The 15,054-nt window shown below is 35.2% G+C and carries 13 protein-coding genes; 6 read left to right on the top strand and 7 right to left on the bottom strand.

Translation table 11 applies throughout. The annotated features are described in order from the left end of the window. The first annotated feature begins 24 nt into the window (after positions 1 to 24). The gene (locus MKZ25_RS08755; RefSeq protein WP_340801170.1) at positions 25 to 534 is read left to right on the top strand and encodes a YfiT family bacillithiol transferase; all 510 of its coding nucleotides are present in this window, start codon (positions 25 to 27) and stop codon (positions 532 to 534) included. 53 nt (positions 535 to 587) lie between these two features. Here the strand turns inward: MKZ25_RS08755 and MKZ25_RS08760 are convergent, their stop codons facing one another. From MKZ25_RS08760 to MKZ25_RS08770, 3 genes are all read right to left on the bottom strand, one after another. Then, complete coding sequence (locus MKZ25_RS08760) at positions 588 to 1,013, bottom strand: GNAT family N-acetyltransferase (protein WP_340801171.1); 426 nt, start codon at positions 1,011 to 1,013, stop codon at positions 588 to 590. Between the two features lie 30 nt (positions 1,014 to 1,043). Further along, positions 1,044 to 1,478, bottom strand: a complete 435-nt coding sequence (aac(6'), locus tag MKZ25_RS08765) for an aminoglycoside 6'-N-acetyltransferase (RefSeq protein ID WP_340801172.1) — start codon at positions 1,476 to 1,478, stop codon at positions 1,044 to 1,046. A 122-nt stretch (positions 1,479 to 1,600) separates the two neighbouring features. Continuing rightward, positions 1,601 to 2,842, bottom strand: coding sequence for an erythromycin esterase family protein (locus MKZ25_RS08770; RefSeq protein ID WP_340801173.1), 1,242 nt, complete (start codon positions 2,840 to 2,842; stop codon positions 1,601 to 1,603). Positions 2,843 to 3,036: 194 nt separating this feature from the next. On the opposite strand from MKZ25_RS08770, the gene MKZ25_RS08775 reads away from it, so the two are divergent. Continuing rightward, complete coding sequence (locus MKZ25_RS08775; RefSeq protein WP_340801174.1) at positions 3,037 to 3,600, top strand: glutathione peroxidase; 564 nt, start codon at positions 3,037 to 3,039, stop codon at positions 3,598 to 3,600. 43 nt (positions 3,601 to 3,643) lie between these two features. Here MKZ25_RS08775 and ku read toward each other — a convergent pair whose 3' ends face one another. Next, positions 3,644 to 4,468, bottom strand: coding sequence for a non-homologous end joining protein Ku (gene ku, locus MKZ25_RS08780; protein ID WP_340801175.1), 825 nt, complete (start codon positions 4,466 to 4,468; stop codon positions 3,644 to 3,646). Positions 4,469 to 4,582: 114 nt separating this feature from the next. On the opposite strand from ku, the gene MKZ25_RS08785 reads away from it, so the two are divergent. Further along, positions 4,583 to 5,155 carry an ATP-dependent DNA ligase gene (locus MKZ25_RS08785; RefSeq protein ID WP_340802997.1) on the top strand — a complete coding sequence of 191 codons (573 nt, stop codon included), beginning with the start codon at positions 4,583 to 4,585 and terminating at the stop codon, positions 5,153 to 5,155. 220 nt (positions 5,156 to 5,375) lie between these two features. After that, positions 5,376 to 6,617, top strand: a complete 1,242-nt coding sequence (locus MKZ25_RS08790; RefSeq protein ID WP_340801176.1) for a hypothetical protein — start codon at positions 5,376 to 5,378, stop codon at positions 6,615 to 6,617. A 138-nt stretch (positions 6,618 to 6,755) separates the two neighbouring features. On the opposite strand, the gene istB is transcribed toward MKZ25_RS08790, so the two are convergent. Further along, positions 6,756 to 7,508 carry an IS21-like element helper ATPase IstB gene (istB, locus tag MKZ25_RS08795; RefSeq protein ID WP_340716297.1) on the bottom strand — a complete coding sequence of 251 codons (753 nt, stop codon included), beginning with the start codon at positions 7,506 to 7,508 and terminating at the stop codon, positions 6,756 to 6,758. Next, positions 7,508 to 9,061: an IS21 family transposase gene (istA, locus tag MKZ25_RS08800; RefSeq protein WP_340716296.1), complete on the bottom strand. Its 1,554-nt coding sequence runs from the start codon at positions 9,059 to 9,061 to the stop codon at positions 7,508 to 7,510. The genes istB and istA overlap by 1 nt, the downstream gene beginning before the upstream one ends. Positions 9,062 to 9,212: 151 nt before the next feature. Here istA and MKZ25_RS08805 point away from each other — a divergent pair, with 151 nt between their 5' ends. Together MKZ25_RS08805 and MKZ25_RS08810 are read left to right on the top strand one after the other, a co-directional pair. Further along, positions 9,213 to 12,443 (top strand): helix-turn-helix domain-containing protein, encoded by a 3,231-nt coding sequence (locus MKZ25_RS08805; protein WP_340801177.1) that lies wholly within the window; start codon positions 9,213 to 9,215, stop codon positions 12,441 to 12,443. A 22-nt stretch (positions 12,444 to 12,465) separates the two neighbouring features. Continuing rightward, complete coding sequence (locus MKZ25_RS08810) at positions 12,466 to 13,404, top strand: hypothetical protein (RefSeq protein WP_340801178.1); 939 nt, start codon at positions 12,466 to 12,468, stop codon at positions 13,402 to 13,404. 39 nt (positions 13,405 to 13,443) lie between these two features. Here the strand turns inward: MKZ25_RS08810 and tnpC are convergent, their stop codons facing one another. After that, entirely contained in the window at positions 13,444 to 15,042 is a 1,599-nt protein-coding gene (gene tnpC, locus MKZ25_RS08815) for an IS66 family transposase (RefSeq protein ID WP_340800993.1), read from the bottom strand. Positions 15,043 to 15,054 lie beyond the last annotated feature (12 nt).

Genomic DNA, 15,054 nt, shown 5'->3' on the forward strand with positions numbered 1-15,054 from the left:
AAATAGATAAGGTGGCGTTTTAACATGGATGTAAGATTTCCGATTGGTCCATTGCAAGTGCCTGAACAGGTGACACTTGATAATGTAAAGGAATGGTTACAACAAACGGAATCCTATACGACACGTTTAAGAGAAGTTGTCGATTCACTAAATGAAGAGCAGTTGAATAAAACATATCGCGAAGGTGCTTGGACCGTTCGTCAGCTTGTTCACCATATTGCCGATTCACAGCTGAACATGTATCAGCGACTGAAGCTGGCACTAACGGACGACAATCCGACAGTACCGGGGTTTGATGAAGAGAAGTGGGCCGTTCTGCCAGACAATGACTTGCCTGTAGAAAGCTCGATTAAAATGCTTGAAGGCATAAACGAGCGCATCGTTTCGTTAGGTCAGCATTTAACTGAAGACCAGCTGAAAAGGGAATTTACCCATGAGACAAACGGGCCGGTTACAGTTGCCGCAAAAGTTGCGAAACTGGCATGGCATGAGGAGCATCATTTCGCTCATATTAAAATTGCCCTATCAAATTAGTTTTTAGAAATGGCTTACCAAATAGAGGTAAGCCATTTTTTTACGAAAATGAACTATTTAATTTCCTTATATAAAAAGACGAGCCGTTCAATTTCGTCAAAGCCATTATTTTTATAAAACTGTTCTGCCGGTATATTTCGGTTTGTGAGCAGTGTCATCGATTCGACAGATTTGGCTTTCAGCTCGATTTCTAAATAGTTCAGCATCGCTTTACCAATACCTTTATTTTGCAACGTCTGATCGACGCACATTTCATGGATGAAATATTCATCACCACTATACCATTTCCGCTGCACACCCATTATAAAGCCTAGCAGTTCACCATCTTCTATAGCAAGTACGCCTAGAAAGTTTGGGGTATTGTAGTAATCGGATAAATACTGGAATGCACTTTCATAGTTCCAGTTGTCATTCCATGGGTCCGCATTAAATACTTTTATAAATGTTGCTGTGCATATTGCTAAATCTGTTGCTTCCATACTTTTAAACTCCACAATCAACCGCTCCCTCTATAGTTTCTTTGTAAAGCATATTATGCGGTTCGCTTCTGTAAAGCCTAATTTGAGATGAACGTTTAAACTATCCTGATTCGACAATTCACAGTCACTCGCAAACTCTGTACATCCTTTTGTTTTAGCCCACTGTTCACAAACTTGCACTAAATGTTGTGCGAAATGCTGTCTACGGTAAACCTCTTCTACATATAAGCCTTCCAAATAGCCAACCGGACTGGAATGTGTTCCTTCAACGTAATCGAAACGGAGCTGACATTGTGCAAATCCAATTGGTTGTTCATCATCAAATGCTAAGAAAACTGTACTGTTCGGATTTTTAATAACATCTTCTATGTTCTGTACAAAATCATGTAAATCATTGCCGGGCCAAAGGAGTAATGCAAGGTGTGCTGCTGTAGATGCATGCTCAAGTGTCGCTTCTTTGATCATAGGTTCCTCCTGTACAACATAATGTCGAAAATCAATCGCATCTTTATTATAGGATAAAATGGAAATGTATTGGGGGTTAAGCCAAATAAAAAAGCAAGCCAAACGATAAACGTAGGCTTACTTTATAATGGCTTTAATGCTTTTGTCTGCTCAATGTAAATAAAGACATCATATCTTGAACCGATGTTTGATGGAACATAATTCCGGTACGCTTCATATTCAGGGTGATAGACAACACCAATTGCACGATGGCCAATCCGGTCATTGAACAACTCCCGATTTTCATCAGTAAAAATCAATACTTTATCTTGCCCGCCAGCTGCATGGAGCTGTCCTTCCCATGTGTTGAGTTTGGAAGGGGGGACATCAATCACTTGCAGAGGATCTCCCCAGCTGTCAGCAGCAATGACTGTACCTTTATACGTGCCAAAACCAATGGCAAAAGTATTGTCCTTTCCATACTGTTCACGGATAAGTTGACCGACGTTGATCATTTGATCTTCTTTCATACTTGTTGCGGAAGCATCCCCGATATGTGTATTATGTTCCCAAATAATGATTTTTGCATCTTCACCGTGGTACTTCAATAGTTCATTGATCGCTTCCACCATGTGCAAATCGCGTGTATTCCAGGAAATCGCATCCTGCATCATTTCCCTGTAATATGTTTCCGCATTTTTGGTGACAAGTGCATTCATCATGACATTTAAATCTTCTTCATGTTTGTTCGAGTACTGTTCCTTATTATTTCGTAACGATCTCAGCAAATCTGTTACTTCACGCACACATTCATCCGTAAATTGAGCAGTGGAGAGGGCATAGTGCTCCGGCATTCTATTATAAGGCTCAAAGCAGGAGAATGCTTTCTTTGCATGTTCAAAATCGGCTTTGTATTTAGGGTTTTCAGATAAAAAGTGGAACACTTCATCCATCGATTCAAAGAGACTGTATAAATCAATGCCATAAAACCCGACTTTATTGCTCAATGTGTTATTTTTATCCTTTAGCCACTCTACAAAATGTTCTACTTCTTCATTTGCCCACATCCATTGCGGCCAACGATTAAATGATTCTTTCAAGATTGCAGCAGCGGTTTCATTATCATCTTCATAACTTTTGACATAACGGTTAACTGCCTGTGCAGATGGCCAGTCTCCTTCTACCGCGATAATATTAAATCCTTTTTGATTGATCAGCAGTTTCGTTAACTCGGCTCGGACTGTGTAAAACTCTGATGTACCATGCGAAGCTTCACCGATCATCACAATTTTGGCATGACCAATTGACTCGACGATTTTATTTAAACTGTGCTCATTAAAGGGCAGGGCGTGCTTTTTAATGGCAGCTACCAGTTTCCTTGGCATATTTTTATTCGCTCCTTTCATACAACGTTATTTTTCCCTTGCTATTCATATGGATACCCGTTATCTAGTATTTCAATGTGGAAAACAAAGCGTTAATCTTAATCTTTTTACAACTTTCGGTTTAGTAATTTTGTACTTTAGGGAAGTTTATACTATGATAGTTTTATACTAAACGTTGTAGGGAGCATGGCTTAATGAGTATTTATAATTATTTAGTGAAAAAAACAAACGGTGAGATCCTTTCGATGGAAACTTATCGAGATCAAGTGATGTTGATTGTGAATACAGCAAGCAATTGTGGATTTACTTTCCAATATGAAGATATGCAAAAGTTATATGAACGCTATGCAGATAAAGGGTTCACAGTACTTTCATTTCCATGTAACCAATTCGGTGAACAGAACCCGGAAGACGGGGAAACATCTGCAAGACAATGCAAGCTTCAGTTCGGTGTTACATATCCAGTATTTGATAAAATCAATGTGAATGGCAATGAAACCCATCCGCTATTCAACTATTTAAAACACGAGGTTGATTGTCCGGAATTTGTTCGTGAGACAATGCAGCAAAAACATTTATACAATACAATTCAATCGAACTATCCCGATTACTTAATCGGCCGCAATATTCGCTGGAATTTCACAAAGTTCCTAGTAGACCGTAACGGCCGTGTCATCCAACGTTTTGAGCCGGATGCTTCCTTCTTGGATATCGAAAAGGCGATTGAAGGGCTGTTGGAAACGGCTGCTGTAAAATAGAATACATATAAAGCCCATTTCTTTGTTGGAAATGGGCTTTATTCTATGCATTTTTCTTCGTCCTTGTAGTTGTTGTACGTTTTCTCGTTTTCGGCTTCTTCGTCTTATCGAGTGAAGCTTGTAATGCGGACATTAAATCGGTCACATTATCAGGCAACGGGCGTTTTTCGTTTGCGACAACCGTACTTTCCGCTTTCTTTTCCTCGATCAGCTGCATGAGCGCTGTCCGGTAATCATCCGTATATTTTGTCGGATCGAACTCGGTTGTCAATTGCTCAACAAGCATAAGGGCCGTCTCCAGTTCTTTTTGCACGACTGCTTCAACACTCGGTATATTCGGTACGTCTCCGACAGCACGCACTTCATCTGGGAAATGAATGATCTCCATTACTAATGTATTTTTATAAACACGGACGATGGCCAATTGCTCTTTTGAACGGATTGTAATTTTGGCCACACCGATTTTACCGGATTCCTCCAACGTTTTTCGTAATAGGACATATGCTTTTGCCCCTGTATTGTCAGGGGATAAATAGTACGTCTTTTCAAAATAAATCGGGTCGATTTCTTCCAGCTTCACAAAATCTATAATCTCTACCGATTTATCTTCATTTTCTTTGCGTAAATTTTCCAGGTCCTCTTCATCCAAAACAACGAATTTGTTTTTTGTATATTCATACGCCTTTACGATATCTTCATCTTTTACCTCTGCCTGACATCCTTCACACACCTTTTTGTAGCTGATCGGTGTATGACATTCTTTATGGAGCTGTCGGAGCTTAACGTCTTTATTTTCCGTTGCAGCATGAAGTTTTACCGGGATATTCACTAAGCCGAAGCTAATACTACCTTTCCAGACAGTATGCATGTTGTCACCTCATTTTTCCTTACTATGGGACTAAAAATTTAATTTATGTATTGTCTGAGAAAAAAAACAAAGGATAAATAGAAAAAAACGAAAGTTGGCCTTTATGTGAAACCTATGTTATTAACCGATGCACCGGAAATTCCGTTAGGTGAGGATTGGTTATACGAAACTAAATATGACGGTTATCGTTCTGTTTTATTTTGGGAAAAGGGCAGTCAATCGCCAATATTGAAAAGCCGGAATGGTAACGTTTTAAATGATAAATTTCCTGAAATTATCCGTTACTGTGAGAGTATTTATGACAAAATCAAAGCTTATTTACCGCTTACCTTTGACGGGGAAGTCGTTTACTTAATAAACAATTTTCAAAGCAAATTCTCGTATGTGCAAAAGCGGGGGAAAATGACGAACCAAAAAAATATCGAATCGCATGCAGACACATTCCCGTGTCATTATATTGTGTTTGATTTACTGAAACTAAAAGGGGAAGATAAGGGAAATAGCCGATTAACAACAAGAAAACAATTACTTTCCGACTTTTTTGAACGTCACAATTTACCTGTACCGGTTCAATATACCGATTCAAGGAGACTGCAAATGATCGATGTGTTTGATAATCCGCATGTACTTTGGCAAAACGTAAAGTCCTATAATGGGGAAGGGATCATCGCCAATATCTACATATAACTGTACAAAATATAAATTGTACAATAAACATAATGTATTTCTCTCCATATAAAGGATTTAAGGAACTTTCATGAAATAAATTACTGTACATTACATTTAAAGGGTATTTATAGCATTAATATATATCTTTCCAATTAATTCTATTTATTTCTGTACATATTTTTATTTATATGCATTAATTGTAAATATAGGAATTATATTTTGAAAGGAGGTTGGTTAAATGAGTACAAAGATATATCCGATATATAATTCAAACTACAAATTTAGAGCTGATACAATTTGGATGGATTGGAAAATAAAAAAAAATGGTGAATTCGAAAAAAAACAAATAGCATTTATATGTCTTCAGAATAAGGATAATCAATTTGAAATAGTACATCCAATAACTGATTTTATCTTTTTCAATTGGAGGTATGCTTCATATAACACACAGCGAAAACATGCTTTAAACTTATCCTCCTTTTTAAATTTTATTATAGATAATAGAAATAAATTTAAATTAAAATCATTAAGAGATTTAGAAATTACTCATGGAGAGAAATTTCTTAACAATTTAACAGAAGATGGAAAAGCAAGACAAACAGTTAAAGATATTGAAAGAACCCTGACTTTATTTTATTATTACCTCTCAAACAAAGAATGCTTACCCCTAGTCGCTTCCACAACTTTTGAGTCATATTATAACGAAAGTGGTAAAAAAATACACATATCTCCATTTAAGAATGTTATTCTTCCTAGTTTCTCAAGTAATGAAATGGAACACACTTTTCCTATTGAACATTTACCATTATTCTTTGAAATAGCTTGCTTGACTGCAAAACCTATTGTTCTTGGTTTATACTTTCAGATTTTCGGTGGATTAAGAGTTGGTGAGGTTGTGAATATAAAGAGAAGTTCAATTAAACATACGGTAAATGGGGAATCTATGCTTATAAATTTGAAGGAAAACATGTTCCGTACTGATTTAAAGGATACCAATGGTGCCGATTACGTTAAGAAAGAAAGAAAGCAATCGGTAATGATTTTACAAAACTGGTTTAACCAACTTTATAACGATCATTTAGAACTATATACTTGTGAAGATGGGACAAGCGCATTATTTGTTAATCGTGATGGAAAGGCAATGACTGCGAAAAGTTATAGGCAATACTTTGATAAGGTAAAAAAATATTTTATATATTGTTTAAAAAATAGCAATAATATTAATGATAAATTACTTGCTCACCACCTTAGAATTTCTAAGTGGTCAACTCATATTGGAAGAGGAATCTTTAGTAATATGTTAGCTGAGTATGCAAAAAATCCTTATGAAATTGCAGTTCCCCGTGGTGATAGTTCACTTCTTTCCTCTTTAAGATATCTTAAGGGGACCTCTAGATTTCGAAAAAAATTAGAAGAGAGATTAAATCATATGCATGGTTTCTATATTCCTCGTCTTATTGAAAGTAAAAATGAAAAATGAAATTAGGTGAACGAATGGATAAGTTTACAATTAGAGAAGCTGCTATTTATCTCGGTGTGTCTGAAGAAAAAGTTTATCATTGGACAAGTGTATTTCGCAAGTTAAATATGAGCCAATTGTTAATTAAAATATGAGCCACTAAAAATTGCTCTGTTCGATCCATTCTTTCGTTTCTAAAATTCGATAGGAGCCACCAATCATGTTGATGATGTGCGCTCGATGCGTGAGTCGATCGGTTAAAGCTGATGTTAATACTGGATCGTGGAATACTTCTTCCCAGCGTTCAAACGTTAGATTACTTGTTATAATTGTCGCTGCTCGACCGGCACGTAACGATAAGTGCGTGAACAGAAGTTCTGCTCCTTCTTTATCGAATGAAATGTACCCGAGTTCATCGATGATGACTAAATCATACTTCTCAAATTTTAGTTCAAAGGAGCGCAATGTTCTCGCAGAACGGCTTTCCTTTAATTGATTCACAAGTGATGCTACACTTGTGAAATACACTTTATAGCCCGCTAAACAGGCTTCAATGCCTAATCCAATCGCAAGATGGGTTTTACCGGTACCAGGTGAGCCAATTAATAATACATTTTGCTTCTCCTGTATAAACTTTAGTTCCTTCAAATGAGGAAGGCGAACCGCCGCATTTTGCGGCAGTGCCTCTACATCTAATTCCTCTAATAGCTTTTTCTCTGGGAAGTTGGCTAATCGAATTCGATTAGCTTTTGCTCGCACGTATCGGTCCTCCATTTCCTGTTTTAAAGCGAAATAGAGAAAGTCAGCCGGGGTTGTATGTTGTTCAAATAATACTTCTTGTTCAAGTAAAGAACGAATACTTGGTAAACGTAATTCTTTACACATTTCAATCATCTCTTTTTGCTTGTCCATTAATGAACCACTCCTGTTCCTTTAGAATGAAATAATGCTGCTAATGAAGATAAATTATCTAAAGATTGACTGGTGACATCATCTTGGCCAGTTAAAACAGTACGTACTTCAGCTGACTGTTCTGCTAAGAAAATGATTTTTTCCGTTGTTAGATGAACCAAAGGGTTCTTTTCTAGTTCAGTAATGACTTCTAGTACTCTTGTTAGGCAATCTCGTTCTTTGACATAAACAAGTAGTTCTAGAAAATCTTTTTCATTTCCGATATAATAGCGGTGGTAGATATTTTTTATATCTTTTGGTGCTTGGCTCAAACATTCACTTTGGGCTAAGGCACCTTTTTTCTTTTCCAAGGTGTTTAAATAGTGGTAGATATTCATCACCCAGGCATGAACTTGCCAGCTTCGTTTATGCTTCGCGATGCATTCACCTTCGCTAAATAGAAGCACTTCCTCTGCACGAGCTTTTAACTTAATGTATTCTCCTACATGCCCCTCGGGTACAGAGTAGCGATTGTGACGGTAGGTAACCGTACTATATTTATCCACACGTAGCTCCACTAATTCTGCAGGGTCGAACGGTGCCGCTGTTAAACTGCCAGCTCGTTCAGCTTTTTCTTCCAACATCAATTCATGATGTGTTTTCTCTTTCAAATAATGAACGCGACCATTTAATTTTTCGATAATAGAAACTAAATACTCCTGTGCCTCTTCTAAAGAAACAAACGTATCTCGATGCGCAAATGCTTTGCGACGTATGTATTCCACACTTCGCTCCACATGGCCTTTTTCATTGCCTTTACGAGGCTGACAAAGTCGTATTTGAAAATGATAATGCAAGGATAAACTTTTCATACCGTCGGTAATAAAACGATCATAACCGATAAAGTTTTTGACAACTGTACGCATATTATCGTATGTAAAAACGTGTGGCACAAAGCCTAAAGCTTCGATACATTTTACGTGTGCATCCTGTACACAAACCATTGTTTCTGATTCGTAGAGTCGCGCAAAGCGATCGTTACTATAGGCTAGAGTAAATACGGCCATTGAAAAACTTCTTAGTTTTCCATCGATAAATAACTTTACTTCTCCCCAATCAAACTCAATTTCACGACCAACTTTAGGCTCTTGGCGGATGAATACTTCCTTTTGCTTCTTTTCCTCACGATTCACGAAATTGCGAACTGTCGTATAGCCGATTTTAAACCCTTCATCTAAAAGTTTGTCATGTATATCAATAATCTTTAATTGCTGCTTATGCATATTTACTTCACGCTTATTTTCATTCTGTTTCATCATCTCGCGAATACGCTTCATCACCGTATTTGTTAAAGCTCTCTTTTTTCCCTTACGCTTTTTATATGCCGGAGGCGTAACGTAATTATCTGTAATCGGTAAATTCCTTGTATCTTGTTGTCTTGCCGCTAAGTCTTGTTCGATATATTTCTTAACAGTATTTCGTGACATATTAAGCTTCTCTGCAATTTGACGCTGACTTGTATTGTGCTGGTAGTACTCAATCAATACCAATTGCTTTTTCTCCAAACTGATCACCTCTATATCCTCCTAACTTTTAACAGTTAGGATTATTTTGATATAAAGTGGCTCATATTTCAATTGCGTTTGTGGCTCAGTTTTAGCTTAACAAATACAGACAAGATCAAATCGATTAGAAACTTGTTCATCTTTTAATTCAAAAAGAATCTTGATTGCTAAAAAAGTATTGGAAGATTTCAAATTTACAAATTCAAAAGAACTCTCTTTTTTGAAAAAGGGTGTTCCCAAAGGCTTTTTTACAGTAGATATGTTAGCTCAAAGATTCAACGTTAAAAGAGATACAATTAATTTATGGATAAATAAAAATATTTTTAAAAATATAGAAAAATCAGGAGTCCCATATGGTTCACCTGAGTACTATTTGATTCCTGAAACCGATGTAATTGAATATGAAAGGGAAATCAATGATATTGAGGAACGATATATAAAATCTACTGTTGTCCAAGAAACATTGGGCATTTCTGCAGGTTCATTATATATACTAAAAAAAAAGGGATATTTTGAGGACAGCATAATCTGGAAAGGTAAATTGTATTTATCTAAGTCATCTGTAATATCGCTCAAGAAAAAGTTAGACCAAGAAAGCCAAATGTTAAGTACGAAGGAATTGTCGGAAAACCTAGGGGTTTCAGTTGAACAAGTCCTTAAAATATTTAGACCTGACTTACAATTGTCTCTAAGAGGGGGTAAGTTTCTATTATCTAAAGAAAATTTTGAAAATTTTCTGAGAGATAATGGTGATCTTCTGGCTTATAAAAATAAAGTTATTCCAAAGGGATATTACAATACAAATATGTTAGCCCAATACTTTAATGTTAATCAAACAGAAATAGTACGTTGGATAAATCAGGGTAGATTTGATAGAATTAGAAAATTTAGGGAATCTACTTCAGGACAAACAAGTATTTTTCTTATACCTGAATCCTCTGTAAGAAAGTATGAGGAATTTCTTGATGATTTAAATAAAAATTATGTAACCCCAAACCAAGCTATGGATATCCTAAATGTAAGTAGTTCAACAATTGGTAATTGGATAAATAACAAAAAAATATCCGGTGGAATACTTTGGCTTCGCACTTGGTATCTTCCACTGAAAGAAATCAAAGGAATTATATCTCAAAAATTGTTATTAAAAAAGTTAATATCTTGTAATAAAGCTGCAGAATTATTAGGTGTCTCTCGTAAAACAATAAAAAAATGTTTAGAATTGAACTTATTTAAAGTAACAATTATACAAAATAAAGTTTATTTAAGTCGAGAAGAATTGGAAACACTCCCTGATGATTTTTTTGAGAAATTGAAATCAAATTATAATTTATACGCGTGTAAAATAAAAAGACCTGAAGGATATTTAACCATTAAAGAAGTAGCTGAAAAACTAAATATCTCTTATAATTCCGCGAGCGAACTTATTAATAATGGTAAATTAGGTACACCTATAGAATTTCTAGAAAACGGAAAAAAGTTAAAAGCAATTAGTCTGGATGAAATGAAATTATATATTACAAAATTGGAAAAAAAATCAGAAAAACAAAAACATTGTTTAAATGCAAGTGATGCAGCTCGTTATTTAAATATACATTCTACAACGTTAAGTAGTTATATAAAAAAAGGGTATTTTCCTAATGGTTTTAAAGAAAATAATTATTTCTATATCCCTCTAACAGATTTAGAGGAATATAAGAGAATTAGAAATTTATCAAAACTACCAAACGAAAAGGGAATAAAAATCGATAAAGCTTTTTTGCTAGAACATTTAATTCATTCCATTAAAAATTTCAAAATCCCAAAGCATATTGAAAAAACTAGGGAGTACTATATTGATTATATTTCGGTACGAATATCATCATTAAATGGTCATATAAGCTATGTTAAGTCAGAATGTTCTCGAGCTAAAATTTGCTATGAAAAAATCATTTTAAATTTAACTAACGAATGTTTTGAATTAAGTGAAGAAGAAATCCATTCCATCCTTATAGATGAATCTTATGCACTGTCTCACAGGACTCTAGTAAATTGGTTTTTTCAGTATGTTTTTGGTATCTTGGGTATCGATAATAAGAAAAACTTTATTATTACCCCTTCATCATCCACTAAAGATGATGAAAAAGAAATCTATTCTCCTGAGATTTATCTTGAATACCTTTCCTATACCAAAAATATTGATAGGCATGTTTTAGAGGCATTAAAGAGTAAGCATTATGCTAATATGTGGCTTTTTACTATTATGCATCTAATAGATACGTGGAGATCTACAGACATTGTTAATAGTCTTAAAAATATAGAATTAGAAGCCGTAGAGATTAATGATTTTGAATGGTTTTTGACAAACAAAGTTACAAAAGAACAGGCTCAAATTGTAATAAATCAAATTTATTATAAGACTAGAAGTTTAACCACATCAAAGACTAATTCACTCTTAACCTTTCTTGTACCTATGGATTTTATCCTGGCTGCAGGAAATGCATTTATAATCTGCGAGTTACATCGTCGACATACTAAGGATGAGTTTTTACTTCAAACACTTATTTCAAATAGTCTAAGGGCTCGTAAACCAAACAATCAGCATTTAAATTTCTTTAAATATAATGAAGATTTAAGAGACTTTAAAAGTTTAGTAATGAATCGTTCAACCATGACTTATCTTTTTAATAGTATTGTAGATGAAGCTCCTGATCCTGAATTGGCATTAACATATACACAGCAGACGCGTTCTCATGAAAAAGAAGATACTACAGCTATCTATGTTAAAGCTACAAACTTCGATGGATCCCTTGGAAATGTTTCTTTAAACTTATTCAATAGAGGTCATTTTGGATGGTTATACAATACATTAATTAAGCTTTTATTTGAAGATGGAATTGATCCAATACCAATTGATGTCAGATCGCATTATATAATGGAATTAAGAAAAGAATTTAGCCCTAAGCAAATAGAGGATTGGGCAGTATTTCTCAAAAATATTGATAAAAAAAGGCTGCCTATATTAAATAAACTAAGTAAATTAAATAATCTACAAATTAAAGAATTAATAAATGGCATATTAAGTGGAAAAAGGCCTTCTCGTAATGAACACGGTTCATGTTTGAGTTACCCTGATTGCGAGAAACCGCATCTACAGTCATGCTATTCATGTGAATTCTTTATTCCAGAAGTATATACAATTATTCATATTAAACAAGAAATTGAAAATTTAATGACATCGATTGAGTCAACGATGTATACAACTATTATTGAGAGGGATTCTTACTTTCTAAAAATATATTTATTACTTCTGAATGAAGCTATTTCTGTCTATGGAGAGAAATATATCGAAACTTTTATTGATCTAGTTGGCATTAGAAAACGAGTCTTACAGTTGAGTCCATTACTAATGTAAACCAAAGGGGATGGCATATAATATGGAAGTAAAAATCGACATTGGTAAACTTTCTGAGAATATTACATTAAAATCAATTGAAAACGTAACACATACACAAATTCCAGAAGAGGAATTGAGGAAATACTTTTCTTTTTTGAAAGAAAACTCTTTAATTAATGCTGATAATTTTGATGATTCAGTGTGGTTAATATATAACGAAAATAAAGACAGAGAAATTATATTTAAATTTGATTTAGAGATGTATCAAGAATTAAATAAAGCTCTAAAAGGTTATATACTTCTAAAAAGAATGACAGGAACAGCTATCACTACTTGCCAAAGAATACTAATGACATTAAAAAGAGTTATCTTAAAAACGAGTAAATTTGAAGATTTAAAGGAGCTAGAAATCTTTTTAATGTCGCAAACCTCAATTGTCGGATTTGAAACGGCTGGGATAATTAGATTATTTTTAACTTTTTATGAACATCCATTGAGTTCGGAGATTATCGATATTTGTAACTCTATAAAAACCCCAGAGAAAAAAAACCGAGAACTACCGTATTTTCCTGATGTAATTGCCTTCGATGAAATTATAGAGGAATTCTTTAGTTCATACAATTCAGAGGAATATTTTCGGTTTTATCCCATTTTAATTTGGTGGAAACTAACAAATGTATTACCAATGAGAATTATTGAAGTTCTTAAACTAAAAAAAAATTGTATAGATAAAAAAAAAGATGGAACCTTTTGGATTATCCTTCCAAGAGAGAAGAAAAAAGCAAACTCTCCTTTTAAATTAGATATTACTGATACAGTTCAAATTAATAAAGAAACATACGAAATCATATTATGTTACATTAATTTTATAGATAACAATAAAGTAGAAACAGAATATTTATTTCCCTATGATCTATATGTTAAATTTTTACCAAATCCAAAAGGGAGCTCTGGTCAAAGAAAAGTAAGCGTCAAATAGCGGCCACCTAGTTTTAGGCAGCCGCTATTGTTATGTTATCTATATAGTTCGTTTTGGTACGTGGCAGTTGGTCGGAATTTTATCTGACCAAGGCATCAACGCATCTAACGCTGCGTCGTCTGTTCGTTCAATTAACGGCAGCTGTTCCAAGACATACGTTAAATATTTCAGCGGATCGAGTTGGTTCTCTTTGGCTGTTTCTACAATACTGTAAATGACAGCACTAGCCTTTGCGCCTTTTGGAGAACTCGCAAATAACCACGCCTTGCGACCGATAACGAACGGTTTAATCGAACGTTCGCCTCGATTATTATCTAACTCTAGACGACCATCCTTTAAAAATACCACGAGTTTTTGCCACTGATTTAAACAGTATGTAATGGCTTCACCTAATTTTGTTTTTGGTGCGACACGGGCTTTTTCTGTTTTTAGCCATACTAAAAAATCATCTAATACAGGTTTACTCTGCTTCAGACGTTCATCGTAGCGACGTTCAGGTGTACAGTCGTCCATTTTATTAATCTTTTTGTCGATCGCAAATAAACGATTACAGAATTGAAGGCCTATTTTTGCGGCACATGGCTGCTCTGTATTTTGTAGATTTGCTGGTAAGGATTTCAGTGCTTCATCATATTTTCGACGCGCGTGCGCCCAGCACCCGACCAACTCGACATTTTTCAAGTCGTGATAACCTGCATATCCATCGACATGGAGATAACCTGAAAAACCTTGTAAAAATGCTTTGGGATGTTTACCCGAGCGTGTAGTTTGATAGTCATAAAGCACGATGGGCGCTACTTCTCGACCTGTTCGATACATCCACATAAACGATTTGCTTGTCGCAGCGCGACCAGGTTCATTTAATACTTGTAAACTGGTCTCATCCGCATGGGCAATATCCTCTTGTAGTAGTTTTTTATGAAGATGATGATATAAATGGATAAGCCATGTGTTCGCCCCATACATCATCCAGTTCGCCATCGTTTGACGTGAGAGTGAAATGCCCATTCGCTCTAATTGTTTTTCTTGTCGATAAAGCGGAAGACCTTCACAATATTTTTGGCTCATCAAATAAGCCATCGCTGATGGCGAAGCTAAGCTACCTGGATACATAGGCGCTGGCATTTTCGCTGTGACGATAGGTGTTTCTGTTCCTTCTTTTTCACAATGACGGCAGCTGTAAATGTGTTGAACATGTTCGACCACTTCGACTTGTGCCGGAATGATTTTCAATTCACGACGGATTTGTGTACTCATTTCGTGTGTCTTTTCACCGCAACACAAACAAACCTGCTCTTCTTCGCTTAAACGATAGTGAATCGTTTCGACAGGCAAGTTTTCTAACATCGCTTCGATTTGACCCGAACGCTTTTTACGTTTATAGGTAACCGTTTCAAGCGTCGGTTCTTCGACCGTGTTATCTGACGTCATTTCCATTTCATTGAATAGCGTCAGCGTAAGTTGATCTTGGTTGGTTTTTTCACTTGAAGCACCATACTTCTTTTGTTGGCTCAGGCGGAACTGTGCTTCCCACCAGTTGAGTTTAGCCAGTAGGGCTTCATTTTGTTTTTCCAACGCCGCATTCTTTTTTGCGAGTTCTTCAATTGTAAGTGTTGGAGTAAGTTCGATTTTTACCATAGATAAAGAAAT

It is taken from the genome of Solibacillus sp. FSL W7-1464 (assembly GCF_038004425.1).
Lineage (GTDB): Bacteria > Bacillota > Bacilli > Bacillales_A > Planococcaceae > Solibacillus.

What these genes read in the sequence shown, in the direction of transcription:
- MKZ25_RS08755 (WP_340801170.1), top strand. Translation starts at nt 25, where the DNA reads ATGGATGTAAGATTTCCGATTGGTCCATTGCAAGTGCCTGAACAGGTG.
- MKZ25_RS08760 (WP_340801171.1), bottom strand. Translation starts at nt 1,013, where the DNA reads ATGGAAGCAACAGATTTAGCAATATGCACAGCAACATTTATAAAAGTA.
- MKZ25_RS08770 (WP_340801173.1), bottom strand. Translation starts at nt 2,842, where the DNA reads ATGCCAAGGAAACTGGTAGCTGCCATTAAAAAGCACGCCCTGCCCTTT.
- MKZ25_RS08775 (WP_340801174.1), top strand. Translation starts at nt 3,037, where the DNA reads ATGAGTATTTATAATTATTTAGTGAAAAAAACAAACGGTGAGATCCTT.
- ku (WP_340801175.1), bottom strand. Translation starts at nt 4,468, where the DNA reads ATGCATACTGTCTGGAAAGGTAGTATTAGCTTCGGCTTAGTGAATATC.
- MKZ25_RS08785 (WP_340802997.1), top strand. Translation starts at nt 4,583, where the DNA reads ATGTTATTAACCGATGCACCGGAAATTCCGTTAGGTGAGGATTGGTTA.
- MKZ25_RS08790 (WP_340801176.1), top strand. Translation starts at nt 5,376, where the DNA reads ATGAGTACAAAGATATATCCGATATATAATTCAAACTACAAATTTAGA.
- istB (WP_340716297.1), bottom strand. Translation starts at nt 7,508, where the DNA reads ATGGACAAGCAAAAAGAGATGATTGAAATGTGTAAAGAATTACGTTTA.
- MKZ25_RS08810 (WP_340801178.1), top strand. Translation starts at nt 12,466, where the DNA reads ATGGAAGTAAAAATCGACATTGGTAAACTTTCTGAGAATATTACATTA.
- tnpC (WP_340800993.1), bottom strand. Translation starts at nt 15,042, where the DNA reads ATGGTAAAAATCGAACTTACTCCAACACTTACAATTGAAGAACTCGCA.